We start from the raw sequence: 18,697 nt of genomic DNA, 5'->3' as shown, positions 1-18,697 counted from the left end.
GGGCCGATGCGGGAATCGGATGTCCGCACGAAGATCGTGAACGCTACGCTGTGTCGCCGACACGATGTCAGCGCACCAAGTCAACTGGACAGCGGCGCACGAGGAATGGGGCGGGCAGCGGCAATGATGGGACCAGCACACTCTCTCTCGGGCGCCGCGGCCTGGCTCGGCGTCGGAGCCGCCGCCACCGCGGCAGGGCATGGGATGCCCTGGCCGGTTCTGCTGTCCGGCGCGCTGATCTGCGCCGGCGCCGCGCTCGCCCCGGACCTCGACCACAAGGCCGCCACCATCTCGCGCGCCTTCGGACCGCTGTCGCGCTGGCTCTGCGAGATCGTCGACAAGCTTTCGTACGCCGTCTACAAGGCCACGAAGAAGCAGGGCGACCCGCGTCGCTCCGGCGGGCACCGCACGCTCACGCACACCTGGCTGTGGGCGGTCCTGATCGGCGCGGGCACCTCGGTGCTGGCGATCACTGGCGGGCGCTGGGCAGTGCTGGCGATCCTCTTCGTCCACCTGGTGCTGGCTATCGAGGGCCTGCTGTGGCGGGCGACCCGCGGTACCAGCGCCGACGTCCTGGTGTGGCTGCTGGCCGCGACGAGCGCCTGGATCCTCGCCGGTGTCCTGGACCAGCCGGGCAACGGGGCGGACTGGCTGTTCACGGCGCCGGGCCAGGAGTACCTGTGGCTGGGGCTGCCGATCGTTCTCGGCGCGCTGGTGCACGACATCGGGGACGCGCTCACCGTCTCGGGCTGCCCGATACTGTGGCCGATTCCGGTCGGCCGCAAGCGCTGGTACCCGATCGGGCCGCCGAAGCCCATGCGGTTCCGGGCGGGCAGCTGGGTGGAGCTCAAGGTGCTGATGCCGGCGTTCATGGTGCTCGGTGGAGTGGGCTGCGCGGCGGCACTCAACGTGATCTGAGGCACCGCCCGGCGCTCACGGCATCAGTCGGAGCCTTGGCGCATGCCCTCTCCGTATCGGCGTTCGAAGCGGGCGATGCGGCCCTCGGTGTCCACCGTGCGGGCCTTGCCGGTGTAGAAGGGGTGGCTCTCCGAGGAGATCTCGACGTCCACGACGGGGTAGGTCTCGCCGTCGTCCCACTCGATGGTCTGGTCGCTGGTGGCGGTGGACCGGGTCAGGAAGGCGTAGCCGGCGGCGCGGTCCCGGAAGACGACGGGGTGGTAGTCGGGGTGCTTGTCCTGCTGCATGGCTGCTCCTGGTGCGGCGGGGGCGGGGGCGACGGACGGGCGGGGCCGGGGTCAACCGGAGAGGGCGTCCTCGTCGATGATGTGGATCGCGGCCTCCTCGGCGGAGGCGGCAGCGCCGTCGATGCCGACGTCGGTCGCGATCAGCGCGGCCTCGTCGTCCTCGTGCGCTCCCTCGTCCGGAGCGACGAGCCGCCCGGAACGCACGGCGCCGACCTCGTTGTCCAGGAGTTCCCCGTCGGTGCCGTCGCTGTCGCCGATGCCGTCTCCGTCGGGTACGGGCAGCTCGGGCAGTTCCTCGGCCAGCCGCTGGTCCAGGGTCTCGCCCTGTACCCGCTCGGCCGCCGTCACACCGGTGTGCTCCACCGCCCACGGCCGCTCCGGAGGGGACCAACCCCGGTCCAGGGGGTCGGTGACACCGTCGTTCTCAAGGGTGTCCTCCCCGTCGAGCAGCCCCGTGTCCTCCCGCTGCTCGGATCCGTCGGGCTGATAGACGTCGTCTCCCCATCCGTCGGCGCTGTTCACGGGTACCTCCAGGTGGTGCGGACGGGGCCGTTCCCGCCACGAACGGCGGCGCGCCGCCCGTGCCGGGGACACAGACTGCGCCCAACGAGGTCCCGCGTACTTCGCGGGCGCTCCCCGAGCCTGCGCCGCTTTCCAGACTTCCACCCCTGTTCGCTCCCGCGCAACGGCACGGGCGCCGTCATGGGACGGGCAACCGGGGTTGCGGGGGCAGGCCCAGGGCTGTCAGCCGAGGGCCCGCACGCCACGTCCCGTCACCCCTTACCCGTGCCACGACCTCCACAACGCCGCGTACGCCCCGTCCGCCGCGACCAGCTCCCCATGGCTGCCCAGCTCGCTGATGCGGCCGTTCTCGACTACGGCGATGACGTCCGCGTCATGGGCGGTGTGGAGGCGGTGGGCGATGGCGACGACGGTGCGGCCGTCCAGGACACGGGCCAGGGAGCGCTCCAGGTGGCGTGCCGCGCGCGGGTCGAGAAGGGACGTCGCCTCGTCCAGGACCAGCGTGTGCGGGTCGGCCAGTACCAGCCGGGCCAGCGCGATCTGCTGGGCCTGTGCCGGGGTGAGCGCCAGCCCGCCCGAGCCGACGTCGGTGTCCAGCCCCTCTTCCAGGGCACGCGCCCACCCGTCCGCGTCGACCGCGCCGAGCGCCGCCCACAGCTCGGCGTCGACGGCGTCGGGTCGTGCGAGCAGCAGGTTGTCGCGCAGGGAGCCGACGAAGACGTGGTGCTCCTGGTTGACCAAGGCCACATGCGAGCGGACGCGCTCCGCGGGCATACGGGACAGTTCCGCGCCGCCGAGGGTGATCCGGCCCTCTCGTGGGGCGTAGATCCCGGCGAGCAGCCGTCCCAGCGTGGACTTGCCCGCGCCGGAGGGGCCCACCAGCGCCAGCCGGGTGCCGGGGGCGACCTCCAGCGACACCCGGCGCAGCACGTCGACGCCCTCGACGTAGCCGAAGTGCACGCGGTCGGCGTGCACGTCCCGTCCGTCGGGCGCCGTCGCCGGGTCCCCGGCGTCCGGTTCGATGTCCCGGACCCCGACGAGCCGGGCCAGCGACACCTGGGCCACCTGCAGCTCGTCGTACCAGCGCAGGATCAGACCGACCGGATCGACCAGCATCTGCGCGATCAGCGCACCCGTGGTCAGTTGGCCGACCCCGAGCCAGCCCTGGAGCACGAACACCCCGCCGACCATCAGGACGGAGGCGAGCACGGTCACATGCGTGACGTTGATGACCGGGAACAGCACCGACCGCAGCCAGAGCGTGTAGCGCTCCCAGGCCGTCCACTCCTTGATCCGCCGCTCGGACAGCTCCACCCGGCGCGCGCCGAGCCGGTGTGCCTCGACGGTGCGCCCGGCGTCCACGGTCTCGGCGAGCGCGGCGGCCACGGCGGCGTACCCGGCGGACTCCGAGCGGTAGGCGGCCGGCGCCCGCCGGAAGTACCAGCGGCAGCCGACCACCAGCAGCGGCAGGGCGAGCAGCACGGCGGCCGCCAGCGGCGGTGCCGTGACGACGAGGCCGCCGAGCAGCAGAGCCACCCACACCACACCGATGGCCAGCTGGGGCACCGCCTCGCGCATGGCGTTGGCGAGCCGGTCGATGTCGGTGGTGATCCGGGACAGCAGATCGCCGGTCCCGGCCCGCTCCAGGACACCGGGCGGCAGCCCGACCGAGCGCACGAGGAAGTCCTCGCGCAGATCGGCCAGCATCCGCTCGCCGAGTATCGCGCCGCGCAGCCGCACCTCGCGCACGAAGACGGCCTGCACGGCCAGCGCGAGCAGGAAGAACGCCACCGTGACGCCCAGATGCAGCTCACGCGCCCCGTCCGACACCCGCTCGACGAGACCGCCCAGCAGATAGGGGCCCGCCATGGAGGAGACCACGGCGACCGTGTTGACGGCGATGAGGAGCAGGAAGGCCCGGCGGTGCCGGCGGAACAGTTCGGCCACGTAGGCGCGTACGGTCGCGGGCGCGCCGACGGGCAGCGTGTGCGCCGTCGTCGGGGCCGCCGGGTCGTAGGCCGGTGGCGCCACGCCGATCATGCGGTCTCCTCGATCTCGTCCAGTTCGTCCAGTTCGTCGAGTTCGTCTACGTCGAACTCGTTGAGTACGCCGCTCAGGGCGGCCTCCTCCTCGGTCTCGCGGGTCACCACGGCCCGGTACCGGGGCTCCTTGTGCACCAGCTCCCGGTGCACGCCGACCGCCGCCACCTCGCCCTCGTGCACCAGCACCACCCGGTCCGCCCGGTCCAGCAGCAGCGGCGAGGACGTGAACACGACCGTCGTGCGCCCGGCCCGCAGCTCGCGCAGGCCTTCCGCGATCCGCGCCTCGGTGTGGGAGTCGACGGCGGAGGTCGGTTCGTCCAGGACGAGCACCTCCGGGTCGGTGATCAGTGACCGGGCGAGGGCGAGCCGCTGGCGCTGGCCGCCCGAGAGGGAGCGGCCGCGTTCGGTGATCCGGGCGTCCATCGGGTCGTCGGCATCGAGCGAGCCCTGCACGAGCGCCGCCAGCACGTCCTCGCACTGCGCGGCCGCCAGCGCCGCCTCCGCACGGACCTTTCCGGACGCGGGGACATCGAGCAGTTCGCGCAGGGAGCCCGACAGCAGCACCGGGTCCTTGTCCTGGACGAGGACGGCCGCCCGCGCGCGGTCGAGGGGCAGTTCGTCGAGCGGAACGCCGCCGAGCAGCACCGACGTCCCCTTCTCCGACGGATGCCCGCCGAGACGCTCGGCCAGCCGCCCGGCCGCGTCCGGGTCGCCGCACACCACGGCGGTGAGCCGCCCGGACGGCGCGAGCAGGCCGGTGGCCGGGTCGTACAGATCCCCGGAGGGCAGTTCGCCCACGCGCGTGGCCTCTCGCGAACCCGCGTGCGTGGCCTCACGCGAACCCGCGCGTGCGTCCTCACCCGCGCCCCCGAGGGAGCCCCCATCCGCCCCCTCGGCATCCATAAACCGCTCCAGAGACAGCACCCGCGCCGCCCGTTTGGCCGAGGGTCGGGAGAAGGAGTAGGCCATCGCGATCTCTTCGAAATGCCGCAGCGGATAGGTGAGGATCATGACCGAGCTGTACACGGTGACGAGTTCGCCGACGGTGATCCGGCCCTGCCGGGCCAGCTGCACGCCGTACCAGACGACCGCGATCAGCAGCAGGCCGGGCAGCAGTACCTGGATCGCCGAGATCAGCGACCACATACGGGCGCTGCGCACGGCCGCGTGACGGACCTCCTGGGAGGCGCGGCGGTAGCGGGCGAGGAACAGTTCCTCTCCGCCGATGCCGCGCAGGACGCGCAGCCCGGCGACGGTGTCCGAGGCGAGCTCGGTGGCGTATCCCGCCTTCTCGCGCTGGAAGTCGGCCCGCCGGGTCGCGCGGGGGAGCAGCGGGAGTACCGCCACCGCCAGCACGGGCAGGCCTACGGCGACGACGACGCCGAGGGCCGGCTGGTAGACGACCAGGCCGATGCAGACCAGCACGATCGTGACGGCGGCCGCGGTGAAGCGGGACACGGCCTCCACGAACCAGCCGATCTTCTCGACGTCCCCCGTGGAGACGGCCACGACCTCGCCCGCCGCGACCCGCCGGGTCAGCGCGGAGCCCAGCTGTGTGGCCTTGCGGGCCAGGAGTTGCTGAACCCGGGCAGCCGCCGTGATCCAGTTGGTGACGGCGGCCCGGTGCAGGAAGGTGTCGCCGACGGCGTTGCCGACGCACGCCAGGGCCATCAGCCCGCCGGCGAGGGCGAGGCGCGCACCGGAGCGTTCGACCACGGCCTGGACGGCGAAGCCGACGCAGAAGGGCAGCGTGGAGACCGACCCGAAGTGCAGCAGCCCCCAGGCCAGCGAGACCAGCTGACCACGCAACTGGTTCCGGCCCAGCCACCACAGGAATCGCGGCCCCGAACGCGCGTCCGGCACACCAGGGTCGGGATACGGAAGGTGTTGAATCTGCATGACGTCCCAGTGGCTCGTGTCAGGGGTGGAAGGGAGGGGCGGAAGGGGGACAGAGACGGTGCCGAGTCGAAGCTCGGCGGATCGCGCATGTCGGTGACAAGCCGTGAAAGGCTCGCGCCACAGCGTGGTCCGAAGCAACCGGTTTTCCGTCACGCCGCACAGAACCGGCTACCGCCCGGCCCACCGTGCGCGGCCCCTGCCTCGGAGGCCTCATTGCGGGCCCGCCCAACTCGCCGTAGAACACCGGTCATGACACGTCGGATCATCATGTCCATGCTCACCGGAGCGATCCTCCTGGCGAGCACCCTCCTCGGCGCGAACCCCGCACAAGCCGCCGGTGTCCCCGCGCAAGCCGCCGACATTCCCGCGGAGTTCGGCACCGACTGGCACGACCCGGTCACCGCCGCCCCGCCCGTCACCAGTCCGGACACCAAATCGTGCGAGGTCACGGTGGCCGAGGCACAGTTCCGGGACTTCACGCCGTACCGGGGGACGTACTCCCCGCCGAAGGAGTGCGGCGTCCGCTGGAGCAAGGTCGTGCTGCGGCTCGACGGCAAGGTCAAGGGACGGCAGTACGACCGTCTGGGCTACCTGCACGTCGGCGGCGTCGAGATCTTCCGTACGTCGACACCGCAGCCGTCGCCCGACGGCATCGAGTGGTCGGTCGAGAAGGACATCACGCGCTACAGCCCCACCCTGCGCTCCGCACAGCCCGTCGAGATGCTCATCGGCAACGTCGTCGACAACACCTACACCGGCATCATCGACGTCAAGGTCACCCTCACCTTCTACACGGCCGAAAAGCGAACAGCCGGAGTGCACACGCCCCCCGCCGACACCCCAGACCGCATCCTCACCCTCACCGACGGAACCACCCTCACCACCCCGCGCAACACCGAACGCATCATCGCCGAGGTGTACGCCACCGGCTCGGGCGGCGGCTGCGAGGAGTACTGGTATCTGACGGTGCCCGGCTCCGCCCCGTACTCCTGCCAGGCCGAAAACGGCCCCTACCGCGAGGTGCAGATCAAGGTCGACGGCCAACTCGCGGGCATCGCCGCACCGTTCCCGACCGTGTGGACGGGCGGCTGGTCCAATCCCTTCCTCTGGTACGTCGTCCCGGGCCCCCGCGCCTTCGACATCAAGCCGATCGAATACGACCTGACGCCCTTCGCCGGTCTCCTCAACGACGGCCGCCCGCACCGCGTCGAGGTCTCCGTCGTCGGCCTGCCCGAAGGACGCCCCGGCTGGAGCACGCCCGTCAACGTCCTCGTCTGGCAGGACGACAAACGCGACCGGGTCACCGGCGGACTCACCGTTCACCGCGTCGGCGACCTTGCCAACTCCTCGAACTTCACGCCCGGTTCGCAGCACCGCGTGGACACCGAGGGCGCGCACCGGCTCACCGTCGCCGGATATGTCGACACCTCACACGGCCGGGTGACGACCACCGTCAGCCGTTCCCTGACCAACTCCTCCGTGCACCGCTGGACCGACGGCGAGACCACGGACGCGCTCGACGCCACCTGGACGGACTCCGAGACGATCACCGTCGACGGACGCGGGCCGGCCAAGACCACGCGCGCCCACCGGACGTACACGATGGACGGCACGACCACCCTCGGCGCGGCCGACCGCCTGCGCACGGTGCTGACCCTCGGCGACCGGGCCACCGTCGTCGAGACGCGCGGCGGGCACCGCACCACCTGGTCGCGGCTCGACGATACCTACACGGGTGACGCCACCTACACCATCAACGTCCCGCGCGACCAGCGGCACGCGGTGGGCACGACGAGTGAGCGCTACCGGCTGTACGGATCCTCCGGTTGCCATGATCACTCGCTGCAGACCGTTCAGGGAGTGCTCACCGAGGACCGGCACCGCTGTTGAGCGAGGCCGGGCGCGGCGCGTGATTTACACGACTGTCACACGGAGGTAGCAAGCGAGATCAACGGCACCCTGAGAGTGATCAACGACGGAAGCTGCTTTCCGTATCCCAGAAGTTGGTGACCCGAGAAGTCCCCACCGGCTGTCCCAAGTCGATTGATCCCACCCAGGAGTGCCCGTGCCGCAGTCCGTACCGTCCCTGACGCGACGCGTCGCACGCATACTGCGTACCTCTCTCTTCGCGCAGGTCGCCTGCGCGCTCGTGCTCGGCATCGTCGTCGGGAAGCTGTGGCCGGAGTCGGCCACGGCTTTCCAGCCGCTCGGCGACGGTTTCGTGCGCCTGATCAAGGCCGTCATAGCACCGCTCGTGTTCTGTGTGGTCGTCGTCGGCATCGCCAAGGCCGGTGATCTGAAGGCCTTCGGGCGGATCGGGCTCAAGGCCCTGATCTGGTTCGAGGTCGCCTCCACCGCCGCACTGTTGCTCGGCCTCGTCGCCGCCAACGTCGTCGGCCCGGGCTCCGGCATGAACGTCGACCCGTCCCAACTGGACGCCTCGGCCGTGGACCAGAAGACGGAGGGCGGTTCGCTGCCCTCGACGACGGAGTTCGTCCTCGGCGCCCTGCCGCAGAGTTTCGTCGGCGCCTTCGCCGAGAACTCCCTGCTCCAAGTGCTCGTCCTCGCCTGTCTGGTGGGTGCCGCACTGCTGCACCTCGGCCACACGAAGGTGCCCGCGATCCTCCCCGCGATCGAGCAGGCGCAGGAAGTCGTCTTCGCGGTCGTCGGCTTCGTGATGCGCCTCGCTCCGCTCGCGGTGTTCGGCGCGATGGTCCACCTGGTGGGCAACTACGGCCTCGGTGTGATCAAGACGTACGCCAAGCTGATCATTCTCTGCTACGCCGTGGCCGCCCTGTTCCTGGTGCTGCTGGCCGTCGCGCTGAAGTCGCTCACCGGGCTGAGCCTGTGGAAGTTCGTCCGCTACACCCGCGAGGAGATGCTGCTCGCCCTCGGCACCGCGTCCAGCGAGAGCGTCATGCCGCGCATGATGCAGAAGCTGCGCCAGGCGGGCTGCCGAGACGACGCCGTGGGCCTGGTGCTGCCCACCGGATACTCCTTCAATCTCGACGGCGCCTCGATCTATCTCTCCATCGGAACGGTGTTCATCGCCCAGGCGGTCGGCGTGGACCTGAGTGTCGGTCAGCAGATCACCGTGGTCCTGGTGCTGATGCTGACCAGCAAGGGCATGGCCGGTGTGCCCGGTTCCGCGTTCCTCGCGCTGTCCGCGACGGCCGCGTCCCTCGGGGCCATCCCCGCCGGAGCGGTCGCCCTGCTGCTCGGCGTGGACCGCATCATGGACTCGATGCGCGTCGCCACGAACCTCCTCGGCAACTGCGTCGCCGTCTTCGCGGTGTCCCGCTGGGAGGGGGCACTGGATGCGGTGCGGGCGAAGAAGGTGCTGGACGGGGAGATCGCGTTCGTGCCGGAGGTCGACGACGAGGTCACGGCCGTTCAGGTCGGCAAGAAGCCTGCCGCCGAGGTCGGTTGATCAACGCTCGGAAGGGACCGCGCGCTGCCACTCCCGCACGGGGGATGGCAGCGCGCGGTCCTTTTGCGCGGGCAAAAGGATTCAGCACTGCCCCTCACCACCCCCACCGTCCACCAAGCTGTCCAACAATGCGCCCAGCACCCGCCGCTCCACGTCCGTCAACGGCGCCAGAATCTCCTCCGCCGCAGACCTGCGCGCCCCGTGCAGCTCGCGCAGAGTCGCGTACCCGTCGTCCGTGAGCTCGATCCGGATCACCCGTCGGTTGGTCGGGTCGGGCACCCTGCGCACCTTGCCGTGCGCCTCCAGCCCGTCGACCAGGGTGGTCACGGCCCGCGGCACGACCTCAAGCCGCCCGGCGAGGTCGGCCATGCGGGGCGGTGCGTCGTACTCCGCGAGGGTGCGCAGCAGCCGGGACTGGGCCGGGGTGATGCCGAGGACGCGCTGCTGGAGATGGCGCTTCTGGATCCGGTGCACCCGGCGGGTGAGCCGCAGCAACTGCTCGGCGAGCAGTCCGTCGGGATCGGGCGTGGTCATGCGGGAACAATATCAGGACGCCATTCATTGTGAGTATAGGTAACAATGAGCTATGCTCCATTCAGTCAGCGTCGACTCATTTCCGTAGGAGCCCATGAAGCCCGACCATGAACCCGCCTGGACGCCGCCTGCCGACAGCGAAGGGCAGCCGCGGCAGGTGCGCCGCATCCTGACACTCTTCCGTCCCTACCGCGGCCGCCTCGCCGTCGTAGGCCTGCTCGTCGCCGCCTCGTCGGTCGTCTCGGTCGCCACACCCTTCCTGCTGAAGGCGATCCTCGACACCGCGATCCCCCAGGGGCGCACGGGCCTGCTCACGCTGCTGGCCCTCGGCATGATCCTCAGCGCCATACTGACCAGCGTCTTCGGCGTGCTGCAGACACTCATCTCCACCACCGTCGGCCAACGCGTCATGCACGACCTGCGCACAGCGGTCTACGGCCGTCTGCAGCGCATGTCGCTCGCCTTCTTCACCCGCACCCGCACCGGCGAGGTCCAGTCCCGCATCGCCAACGACATCGGCGGCATGCAGGCGACCGTCACCTCCACCGCCACCTCCCTGGTCTCCAACTTCACCAGCGTCGTCGCCACGGTCGTCGCGATGCTCGCCCTCGACTGGCGGCTGACCGTCGTCTCGCTGCTCCTGCTGCCGGTGTTCGTCTGGATCAGCCGCCGGGTCGGCGACGAACGCAGAAAGATCACCACCCAGCGCCAGAAGCAGATGGCCGCGATGGCGGCGACGGTCACCGAGTCGCTCTCGGTCAGCGGCATCCTGCTCGGCCGCACCATGGGCAGAGCCGAGTCCCTGACAAGATCCTTCGCTCAGGAGTCGGACCGGCTGGTCGACCTGGAAGTGCGCTCGAACATGGCCGGCCGCTGGCGGATGGCCGTCATCACGATCGTGATGGCCGCCATGCCGGCGGTCATCTACTGGACCGCAGGCTTCGCCCTCCACCTCGGCGGCCCCAGCGTCTCCATCGGCACGATCGTCGCCTTCGTCTCCCTCCAGCAGGGCCTGTTCCGGCCGACCGTCAGCCTGTTGGGCACGGGCGTGCAGATCCAGACGTCACTGGCCCTCTTCCAGCGCATCTTCGAGTACCTCGACCTGCCCGTAGACATCACTGAACGGGAGCGGCCGATACACCTCGACCGCGTCAAGGGCGAAGTCCGCTTCGAGAATGTCGAGTTCCGTTACGACGGGAAGGGCGGGCCGATCCTCGACGGCATCGACCTCACCGTCCCGGCCGGCGGCAGCCTCGCGATCGTCGGCCCGACCGGCGCCGGAAAGTCCACACTGGGCTACCTCGTGCCACGGCTGTACGACGTCACGGGCGGCCGCGTCACCCTCGACGGGGTCGACGTCCGCGACCTCGACTTCGACACCCTCGCGCGTGCGGTCGGCGTCGTCTCGCAGGAGACGTACCTCTTTCACGCCTCGGTCGCCGACAATCTCCGCTTCGCCAAGCCCGACGCCACCGACGAGGAACTGCACGCGGCGGCCCGGGCGGCGCAGATCCACGACCACATCGCGGCCCTGCCCGACGGCTACGACACGGTCGTCGGCGAGCGCGGACACCGCTTCTCCGGAGGTGAGAAACAGCGCCTGGCCATCGCCCGCACCATCCTGCGTGACCCGCCCGTGCTGATCCTCGACGAGGCGACCAGCGCCCTGGACACTCGCACCGAGCACGCCGTCCAGCAGGCGATCGACGCCCTGTCGGCCGACCGGACGACGCTCACCATCGCCCATCGGCTGTCCACCATTCGGAGTGCCGACCAGATCGTGGTCCTGGACGCCGGACGTGCAATCGAACAGGGCACGCACCGGGAGCTGTTGGAGCGGGACGGGAGGTATGCGGCTCTGGTCCGCCGGGACGCCCAACTTGAGCCGACGAGATGAAGATATGCCGGGATTGTGACGGTATGCGGGTTACCGTGCCCGCATGCAGATGAACACTCCGCCACGGAACACGACTCGCACGATTCGACTGACGCGCCGAGGCCGTGCCGCCCTCATCGTGACCGGAGCCGTCGTGGCCGGCACCGCCGTGGCGGTGCCGCTGCTGACGCTCGGCGGCGAGGAGAAGGCAGCCAAGCCCGCCACCCTGGTGATCCCGGAGGGCTGGCGCGCCGGCCAGGTATATGACGCCGTCGACAAGGCGCTCGCCCTGCCTCCCGGCAGCACGAAGAAGGCCATTCCCAGAGCCAAGCTCAAACTGCCGAACGACGCCGAGGGCAATCCGGAGGGCTATCTCTACCCGGCGACGTATCGGCTGCCGGAGAAGGCGACGCCGGAGCAGTTGCTGTCGACGATGGTGGACACCGCCATCAAGAAGTTCAACGGGGCGCCGATCGCCGCCGGCGCGCAACGCAATGCCATGAACGTCTATCAGGCGGTCACCATCGCCAGCATCGTCCAGGCGGAGGCCGCCACCAAGGCCGACATGGGGAAGGTGGCCCGGGTCATCTTCAACCGGCTGGAGCGGGGCATGCCGCTCCAGATGGACTCCACCCTCAACTACGCCCTGAACCGCAACACGCTCACCACGACGCTGAGCGACACGCGGATCGACAGCCCCTACAACTCGTACCAGCGCATGGGCCTGCCGCCCACGCCCATCGACAACCCCGGCGAGGAGGCGATGCGCGCCGCGATCAACCCACCCGCGGGCGACTGGCTGTACTTCGTCACGGTCAAGCCGGGCGACACACGCTTCACGGCCGACTACGCCGAGCACCAGCGCAACGTCGCCGAGTTCAACGCCCGGCAGAGAAGCCAGACCGCGGCACGGTGAGACGACGGGACATCACGACCGGTCGGTGTCCGCCAGCTCACGCGGCGACGGCTTCCCCCTCCGCCTCGGCCAGCAGCCGCCTGATGTCCCGTACTGCCGCCCGTCCTGCCCGGTTGGCGCCGATGGTGCTGGCCGACGGACCGTAGCCGACGAGGTGGACGCGCGGATCGGCGACCGCACGCGTCCCGTCCACCCGGATACCGCCGCCCGGCTCACGCAGCCGCAGAGGCGCGAGGTGCTCGATGGCGGGCCGGAAGCCGGTCGCCCAGAGGATGACGTCGGCGTCGACGTGGCGTCCGTCGTTCCACTCCACGCCGTTCGGAGTGATCCGGTCGAACATCGGCTGCCGGTCCAGCACCCCGTCCGCCAGCCCCTGCCGAATGGCGTCGTTCAGCGGCAGCCCCGTCACGGACACCACACTCTTCGGCGGCAGCCCCTGCCGTACCCGCTCCTCCACCAGTGCGACCGCCGCGCGCCCGGCGTTCTCGTCGAACGGCCCCTCGCGGAACACCGGCGGCCGGCGGGTCACCCAGGTGGTCGCGGCGGCATACGGCGCGATCTCCAGCAGATGCTGGGTGCCGGACGCGCCACCGCCCACGACGACCACCCGCTGCCCGGCGAACTCCTCGGGCCCCGGGTACTGCGCGGTGTGCAACTGCCGCCCGCGGAAGGTCTCCTGGCCCGGATAGCGGGGCCAGAACGGCCGGTCCCAGGTCCCGGTCGCGTTGATCAGCGCCCGCGTGGCCCAGTCCCCGGCGGAGGTCTCGACGAGCAGCCGCCCGCCCGAGCCCTCCCGGACGGCCAGTACGTCGACCGGCCGCCGCACCCGCAGGTCGAACTCCCGCTCGTACGCGGCGAAGTACTCCCGGATCACCTCCGACGACGGCCGCGCCGGATCGGCACCCGTCAGCTCCATCCCCGGCAGCGCGTGCATCCCGTGCACCTTGCCGTACGTCAGCGAGCGCCACCGGAACTGCCAGGCGCCGCCCGGGCCGGGGGAGTGGTCCAGCACCACGAAGTCACGGTCCGGCTCGAACCCGGTCCGCCGCAGGTGATAGGCGCCGGCCAGACCGGCCTGACCAGCGCCTATGACGACTACCTCGACCTCGCGCGTGTTGTTCACGCTTCTACGAACAGCGCTGAGGCCGTGGATCTTCCCACCGCATGTATGCCCACCCTCCGGGCGAGCGCTCGGGCACGAACCCCGAGGCATGAGCCAGGATGGGAAGCATGTCAGACGCGTTCACCACCCGAGTCCTCCACGTCGCCTCCGGCTCCGAGGAGACGGTCGTCGACCTCACCCGTGACTGCGAGACCTTCCTGAGGGAGGTGGCCGCGGGCCGCGACGGCCTGCTCAACGTCTTCGTCCCGCACGCGACCGCCGGAATCGCCCTCATCGAAACGGGCGCCGGCAGCGACGACGACCTCCTCACCGCCCTGCACACCCTGCTCCCCGCCGACGACCGCTGGCAGCACCGCCACGGCAGCCCCGGCCACGGCCGCGACCACGTACTCCCGGCGATCGTCCCGCCGCACGCGACCCTGCCGGTGGTGGGCGGACGGCTGGAACTGGGGACGTGGCAGTCGGTGTGCCTGGTGGACACCAACCGGGACAACCCGAACCGGCAGGTGCGGTTGAGTTTCCTGGGGTGAGCAAGATCGTCCTGGGTGTGGCCGCCGAAGCTCCGCACCTTGTGTGCTCGACCTAGCCCGACACGACTCTGTCACACCGTCCTGCCCCGCCTTGTCTATCTGGTGTCGGACAACCAACAGAGGGAATCATGCGTGAGATTCTGATCGTCGGCGGCGGATACGCGGGCTTCTACACGGCATGGGGCCTTGAAAAGAAGCTGCGCACGGGCGAGGCAAGGGTCACGGTCGTCGACCCACGTCCATACATGACCTACCAACCCTTCCTGCCGGAGGTAACGGCTGGATCGGTCGAGGCACGTCACGCCGCCGTGTCGTTGCGACGGCACCTGCGCAGCACCCGGCTGATCGCGGGGAGCGTGACCGAGATCCGTAACGCAGATCGGACGGTCACCGTCCGGCCCGTCAGCGGAGCCGACTACGAACTCCATTACGACATCCTCGTGGTCACTGCCGGCGCCGTGACCCGCACCTTCCCCATACCCGGGCTCACCCAACAGGCAATTGGCCTGAAGCACGTGGAGGAGGCGGTAGCCATCCGCGACCGGCTGATGACCGCGTTCGATCAGGCAGCGTCACTCCCGCCTGGTGCCGAGCGCCAGAAGCTGCTCACCGTCACCTTCGTGGGCGGCGGATTCTCCGGCGTCGAGGGCTTCGGTGAACTGCTGTCGCTGGCGACCGCGATGCTCAAGTTCTATCCGGAACTGAGCATCGACGACCTGTCCTTCCACCTGATCGAGGCCCGAGGCCGCATCCTGCCCGAGGTGGGAGACAAGCCCGGTGCCTGGGTTGTGCGTTCATTGGAACGCCGCGGCGCGCATGTCCACCTGAACACGCAGCTCGTCTCCGTCGAAGACGGGCACGTCGTGCTCTCCAACGGAGAGGAGTTCGATTCGTCGCTGATCGTCTGGACCGCAGGCAACGCCTCGAACCCCGTGGTGCACAATCACACGGACCTGCCCGTCGACGAGCGTGGTCTGGTCGTGGTCCGCCCCGATCTGCGCGTGGGCACCGACAGCGATCCGGTGCCGGATGTGTGGGCGGCCGGAGACGATGCGGCTGTTCCCGATCTCGCCTCGCCCGTGCCTGGGGCGCACACGGTGCCGAACGCCCAGCACGCCGTACGGCAGGGAAGGCGCCTTGCGAAGAACATCGCGGCCGCCCTGCACGGGGGACGGATCCGGGACTACCGGCACAGCAGTCTGGGAGTCGTCGCGACGCTGGGGCTTGGGCGGGGCATCTTCCAGTACAAGCGGATCGTCATCAAGGGGCTTCCCGCCTGGCTGATGCACCGGGGATACCACGTCCTGGCCGTACCCTCCTGGGAGCGCAAGATCCGCGTCCTCACCGTCTGGCTCACCGCTGCCCTGTTCGGCCGGGATCTCGTCTCCCTGGCCTCCGTTCAGCATCCCCGGGACGCGTTCGTCAGGGGCGGCGATGCCCAGCGCTCGGACGAGAGCCGGACGGGGAGCCGTACCGCAGCATGAGCATGTTGTACGGGCTGATGGCCCCAGGAGGGCTGCGGTGAGCGGGGACACGGCGTTGATCGGGCGGTGGAGCGCGCTCGATCGGCTCCACCATGAGATCGAGACCCGTGTCGAGCGGCGGCTGCATCAGTATCTGCACCTGCAGGCCAGCGAGTTCTACGCGCTCACGGCCGTCGGGCAGGCGCATCGTGCCACTGCGCGGCAGCTGTTCCTGATCGACGTGGCCGACAGGATCGGGCTGAGCCAGTCGGCCACCAGCCGCCTGGTGGCCCGCTTGCGGGAACGCGGCCTGGTCACGACGAGTGTCGCCGCGCACGATCGCCGCAACGTCGAGGTACGGCTCACTCCGGCCGGCCACGAGGTACTGCGCCGAGGCGCGCCTATCCTGCACCGGGCGGTCTGCGAAGCGGTGCAGGACGCCGGCACGAGGGGCGGGGGAGACATCGACGGCAATCTCCTGCACTACCTTCGGGAGCCCTGTGACCCGGTGGCACGCCCGCGTACGGACCGGGGCGTGTCATAGGAGAGTCCGCGTCCCGGACCCATTGATGTGAACACCGCACCATAACAGTGTGCCGAACAGTGTCAAGGTCCGCCCGAGGCGCTCGCAGGCTGCTCCGTGGTCGTGGACCTCTCCGGTCGGCCATCTTGGACGTCGATGCCGACCTCCTCTCGGGCGCCGATGCGGTCATTGCGCACACGCACTACAGCAGTTGGCTGCCCCGTCTTTCCTATGGAGGACACCATGAGAGCGGCACGTCGACGCGTGGCCGACTTCACCGCGCGGGAATCGGCACCCTGATCGCGCTGGTCCTGATCACCGTGGCGATGGCCGTGTCCATCTCGGTAATCCAACGGGCCCGCGAACCGGGGATTGCGCGGGGCGTACACCTGCGCGTGGACCGTGCGGCCCTCAGGGCCCCGAAAGACACGCGGTACGGGCAGCGGCAGATACGCGGCGTCCACCGTGAACCCGGATTCGTCAGACGTGGCTTGGACCGTCGGCGCGGGCGCGTCCACCTCCACGACCGTGTAGGGGGAGTGGCTCGAGGCGGCCACGCCGACGATCCTGTCCCCGGCGGCATCCAGATGCGGCAGCCATTCGTCAGCCGGCCCCGGCACATCGACGAGTTGAGTGCCAGGAGCCGAAAGGAGTCACCGTCCTCATCGCACGGCCGCCCGAGGGGATGCCGCAGGGCACAGGACAAAGACACGCATGGGGCTCCAGGTGAACAAGATCCGCAAGACGTAAGGGCTTTGGCGCGGCCGCACCGGTACCGGCTGCCCCTGCGGAGGGCGGGCGAGTCGGGACCGGACCGTGCGCCGGCCGCGTGGGCGATGGCGGCGTAGAGGTGTGACTAGGAACGACGGGCTCGGTAGAGGCCTCGGCCGGTGCGTCGGATGCGGGACGAACCGACGAGGCGATCGAGCGTGCTGCGGACTGCGTTGATGCTTCCGCTGTCGGAATCGCGACCCAGAGCCACGGCGACGTCCCGGGCCCGTACGTCGACATCACCGACGGAGGCGAAGTACTCCATGATCTGCTCGGTGAGCTTGCCGTACTTCTTCGCCCCGTCCGCGTCGACCTCGGCGGGCCGTTCACCGTCCTTGCCGCGCGGCTGCCGTGCCGGGGGCGCGGACGTCGTCGCGGTGTCCACGGCCTCGGCGGCGGCGAGGTCGGCCTTCGGGGCGACGGGCGTCTGGGCATGGCTCCGGGCCGCCGTGGCCGGGTCACGCATCAGAGTCTCCAGGGCGCCGAGGGCCCGTTGCACCGAGCTGAGATGCGCCACGACCGCGGCGAGTTCCCTCTCAAGCGCCTGCTTCTGGATCTGCAGGCGGGCCAGGTCCTCCTGCAGGCTCTCTGCGGTGACCTCGACATCATGTGCTGTGTGGGTAACGGAAACCATGTGTTCCTCTCATCCTCAACCCTTCGTGCCGCGCCTCGGCTCACCTGCGTGCGGACCGGCCCGGACGCGGGAATGGGTGCCCCTCGACATCATAGGCACTGGCGCACACGGATTGGAGATGCACTGACCCCACGCTTTCCCAAAGGCGGGGCACCCGCTGCGTTACACTGCACAACGCGTCGTTGTCATTCGGTGCTTCCTCGGCCGGACGATTCGCAGCACTCCTCACCGTCCGGCGCCTCGGCCGCGGGTGGAGCGGCGCCGCCCAGCAGGCGGAGTGTGTCGGAGACCGCCTTGATGCGCATATCGACATGACCGATCTCCTCTCGAAGCATGCGCAGCCGGGCCTCGAGGAGCGCCGCCTCAGCTGCCAGGGACACACTGGTGACGACAGGGTCGGAGTGTTCGTCGGGGTCTGGTGGCATCACACGTCCCTCTGATCCCTCGCTGCGATGGCTGATGGACGGCGGCTCGCGTGCCGCCCTCCGCATTGACCGGACAGCCGAGGGGTCTGTGACAGCTCCTAATCGAATTCACAGCCCGGGTTGGGAGTGTCGCGGGCATGCATTGTTCTCTCTCATGGTGAGTGGATGGAAATCGGGGCGCTGTGGATCGCTGCCCGTTCGAAGACCGCACAACATTCCGTTCCTCCCCGAAGACACGAGCGCCTCACCCGGGCCGGTCCAAGGGCATCGGTGGCACCAGTGCCGGTGCCATCAAGACGCGGGCTACCAGCCGGAGATCGCGTACTTCGAGTGCCTGCACGAGCTGAAGCTGATCGTGGACCTGATGTACGACCACGGCGGTCTGAAGAAGTACCACGAGTACAAGCAGCAGGACTCCGAGCACCTGCTGGAGACCACCGGCAAGGAACTGCGGAAGCTCATGAGCTGGGTCGACCAGGAGGCGTAGTCGCCTGTGGTCTCGCGCAGCCCGGTGCGGCTGTCTGCCCGAAGAGGGATGTCACAACGTCTGCGCTTGTCCGGTCTAGCTGGCGAGTCGACAGAATATGAGGACACCGTGCGTGAGTTCCTGTGTTGTCGGGTGCCTCGGCCCGGCAGATTGCTTCGAGAAGCGGCACATCGTCCAGCCGTGTGCCGCAAGGCAGTTGTGAACCCGGCCACGGCCTCTCACCGGCGGCATGACGTCTTCGCACGCCGGACGCAGCATCGCGACACATGCCCCGCCCCGTCGGCCTGTGGCGGTTGTGTTGTGGGGTGTTGTGTGAG

At 69.8% G+C, this 18,697-nt stretch carries 16 protein-coding genes and 1 pseudogene; 9 read left to right on the top strand and 8 right to left on the bottom strand.

What is annotated here, in order from left to right:
- Positions 1–123 precede the first annotated feature (123 nt).
- Positions 124–918 carry a metal-dependent hydrolase gene (locus tag SSP24_RS15730; RefSeq protein ID WP_141310170.1) on the top strand — a complete coding sequence of 265 codons (795 nt, stop codon included), beginning with the start codon at positions 124–126 and terminating at the stop codon, positions 916–918.
- A gap of 23 nt (positions 919–941) precedes the next feature.
- On the opposite strand, the gene SSP24_RS15725 is transcribed toward SSP24_RS15730, so the two are convergent.
- The 4 genes from SSP24_RS15725 to SSP24_RS15710 all read right to left on the bottom strand — a co-directional run bounded on the left by SSP24_RS15725 (position 942) and on the right by SSP24_RS15710 (position 5,668).
- The gene (locus SSP24_RS15725) at positions 942–1,205 is read right to left on the bottom strand and encodes a type B 50S ribosomal protein L31 (protein WP_141310169.1); all 264 of its coding nucleotides are present in this window, start codon (positions 1,203–1,205) and stop codon (positions 942–944) included.
- Between the two features lie 51 nt (positions 1,206–1,256).
- Positions 1,257–1,727: a DUF5709 domain-containing protein gene (locus tag SSP24_RS15720; protein ID WP_141310168.1), complete on the bottom strand. Its 471-nt coding sequence runs from the start codon at positions 1,725–1,727 to the stop codon at positions 1,257–1,259.
- A 258-nt stretch (positions 1,728–1,985) separates the two neighbouring features.
- Positions 1,986–3,767 carry an ABC transporter ATP-binding protein gene (locus tag SSP24_RS15715; protein ID WP_141310167.1) on the bottom strand — a complete coding sequence of 594 codons (1,782 nt, stop codon included), beginning with the start codon at positions 3,765–3,767 and terminating at the stop codon, positions 1,986–1,988.
- On the bottom strand, positions 3,764–5,668 hold the full coding sequence (locus tag SSP24_RS15710; RefSeq protein ID WP_141310166.1) for an ABC transporter transmembrane domain-containing protein: 1,905 nt from the start codon (positions 5,666–5,668) through the stop codon (positions 3,764–3,766). Before SSP24_RS15710 ends, SSP24_RS15715 begins: the two co-directional genes overlap by 4 nt.
- A 249-nt stretch (positions 5,669–5,917) precedes the next feature.
- On the opposite strand from SSP24_RS15710, the gene SSP24_RS15705 reads away from it, so the two are divergent.
- On the top strand, positions 5,918–7,558 hold the full coding sequence (locus SSP24_RS15705) for a peptide-N4-asparagine amidase (protein WP_141310165.1): 1,641 nt from the start codon (positions 5,918–5,920) through the stop codon (positions 7,556–7,558).
- 175 nt (positions 7,559–7,733) lie between these two features.
- Positions 7,734–9,098 (top strand): cation:dicarboxylate symporter family transporter, encoded by a 1,365-nt coding sequence (locus SSP24_RS15700; protein WP_141310164.1) that lies wholly within the window; start codon positions 7,734–7,736, stop codon positions 9,096–9,098.
- 81 nt (positions 9,099–9,179) lie between these two features.
- Here the strand turns inward: SSP24_RS15700 and SSP24_RS15695 are convergent, their stop codons facing one another.
- Positions 9,180–9,632, bottom strand: coding sequence for a MarR family winged helix-turn-helix transcriptional regulator (locus tag SSP24_RS15695; protein WP_141310163.1), 453 nt, complete (start codon positions 9,630–9,632; stop codon positions 9,180–9,182).
- 94 nt (positions 9,633–9,726) lie between these two features.
- Here SSP24_RS15695 and SSP24_RS15690 point away from each other — a divergent pair, with 94 nt between their 5' ends.
- Both SSP24_RS15690 and mltG read left to right on the top strand, forming a co-directional pair.
- Complete coding sequence (locus SSP24_RS15690) at positions 9,727–11,529, top strand: ABC transporter ATP-binding protein (protein ID WP_141310162.1); 1,803 nt, start codon at positions 9,727–9,729, stop codon at positions 11,527–11,529.
- A 43-nt stretch (positions 11,530–11,572) separates the two neighbouring features.
- Positions 11,573–12,424, top strand: coding sequence for an endolytic transglycosylase MltG (gene mltG, locus SSP24_RS15685; protein WP_141310161.1), 852 nt, complete (start codon positions 11,573–11,575; stop codon positions 12,422–12,424).
- 37 nt (positions 12,425–12,461) lie between these two features.
- Here the strand turns inward: mltG and SSP24_RS15680 are convergent, their stop codons facing one another.
- A complete protein-coding gene (locus SSP24_RS15680) occupies positions 12,462–13,547 on the bottom strand; it encodes an NAD(P)-binding domain-containing protein (RefSeq protein WP_141310160.1) in 1,086 nt (361 codons plus the stop codon).
- A gap of 107 nt (positions 13,548–13,654) precedes the next feature.
- On the opposite strand from SSP24_RS15680, the gene SSP24_RS15675 reads away from it, so the two are divergent.
- The 3 genes from SSP24_RS15675 to SSP24_RS15665 all read left to right on the top strand — a co-directional run bounded on the left by SSP24_RS15675 (position 13,655) and on the right by SSP24_RS15665 (position 16,084).
- Positions 13,655–14,077: a YjbQ family protein gene (locus SSP24_RS15675; protein WP_141310159.1), complete on the top strand. Its 423-nt coding sequence runs from the start codon at positions 13,655–13,657 to the stop codon at positions 14,075–14,077.
- 128 nt (positions 14,078–14,205) lie between these two features.
- The gene (locus SSP24_RS15670) at positions 14,206–15,561 is read left to right on the top strand and encodes an NAD(P)/FAD-dependent oxidoreductase (RefSeq protein ID WP_141310158.1); all 1,356 of its coding nucleotides are present in this window, start codon (positions 14,206–14,208) and stop codon (positions 15,559–15,561) included.
- A 37-nt stretch (positions 15,562–15,598) separates the two neighbouring features.
- On the top strand, positions 15,599–16,084 hold the full coding sequence (locus SSP24_RS15665; RefSeq protein ID WP_167529600.1) for a MarR family winged helix-turn-helix transcriptional regulator: 486 nt from the start codon (positions 15,599–15,601) through the stop codon (positions 16,082–16,084).
- Positions 16,085–16,919: 835 nt separating this feature from the next.
- On the opposite strand, the gene SSP24_RS15660 is transcribed toward SSP24_RS15665, so the two are convergent.
- Together SSP24_RS15660 and SSP24_RS15655 are read right to left on the bottom strand one after the other, a co-directional pair.
- Positions 16,920–17,468: a hypothetical protein gene (locus SSP24_RS15660; RefSeq protein ID WP_141310156.1), complete on the bottom strand. Its 549-nt coding sequence runs from the start codon at positions 17,466–17,468 to the stop codon at positions 16,920–16,922.
- A 185-nt stretch (positions 17,469–17,653) separates the two neighbouring features.
- The gene (locus tag SSP24_RS15655) at positions 17,654–17,848 is read right to left on the bottom strand and encodes a hypothetical protein (protein ID WP_141310155.1); all 195 of its coding nucleotides are present in this window, start codon (positions 17,846–17,848) and stop codon (positions 17,654–17,656) included.
- A gap of 340 nt (positions 17,849–18,188) precedes the next feature.
- On the opposite strand from SSP24_RS15655, the pseudogene SSP24_RS15650 reads away from it, so the two are divergent.
- Positions 18,189–18,380 (top strand): annotated as a pseudogene (locus SSP24_RS15650) (ketol-acid reductoisomerase); the annotation flags it as partial.
- Positions 18,381–18,697: the final 317 nt, after the last annotated feature.

The sequence above is a fragment of the Streptomyces spinoverrucosus genome (genome assembly GCF_006539505.1).
GTDB classification, from domain to species: Bacteria; Actinomycetota; Actinomycetes; order Streptomycetales; family Streptomycetaceae; genus Streptomyces; species Streptomyces spinoverrucosus.
Note: the sequence above shows the minus strand (reverse complement) of the source record. Positions and strands in the feature narration are given on the sequence as shown.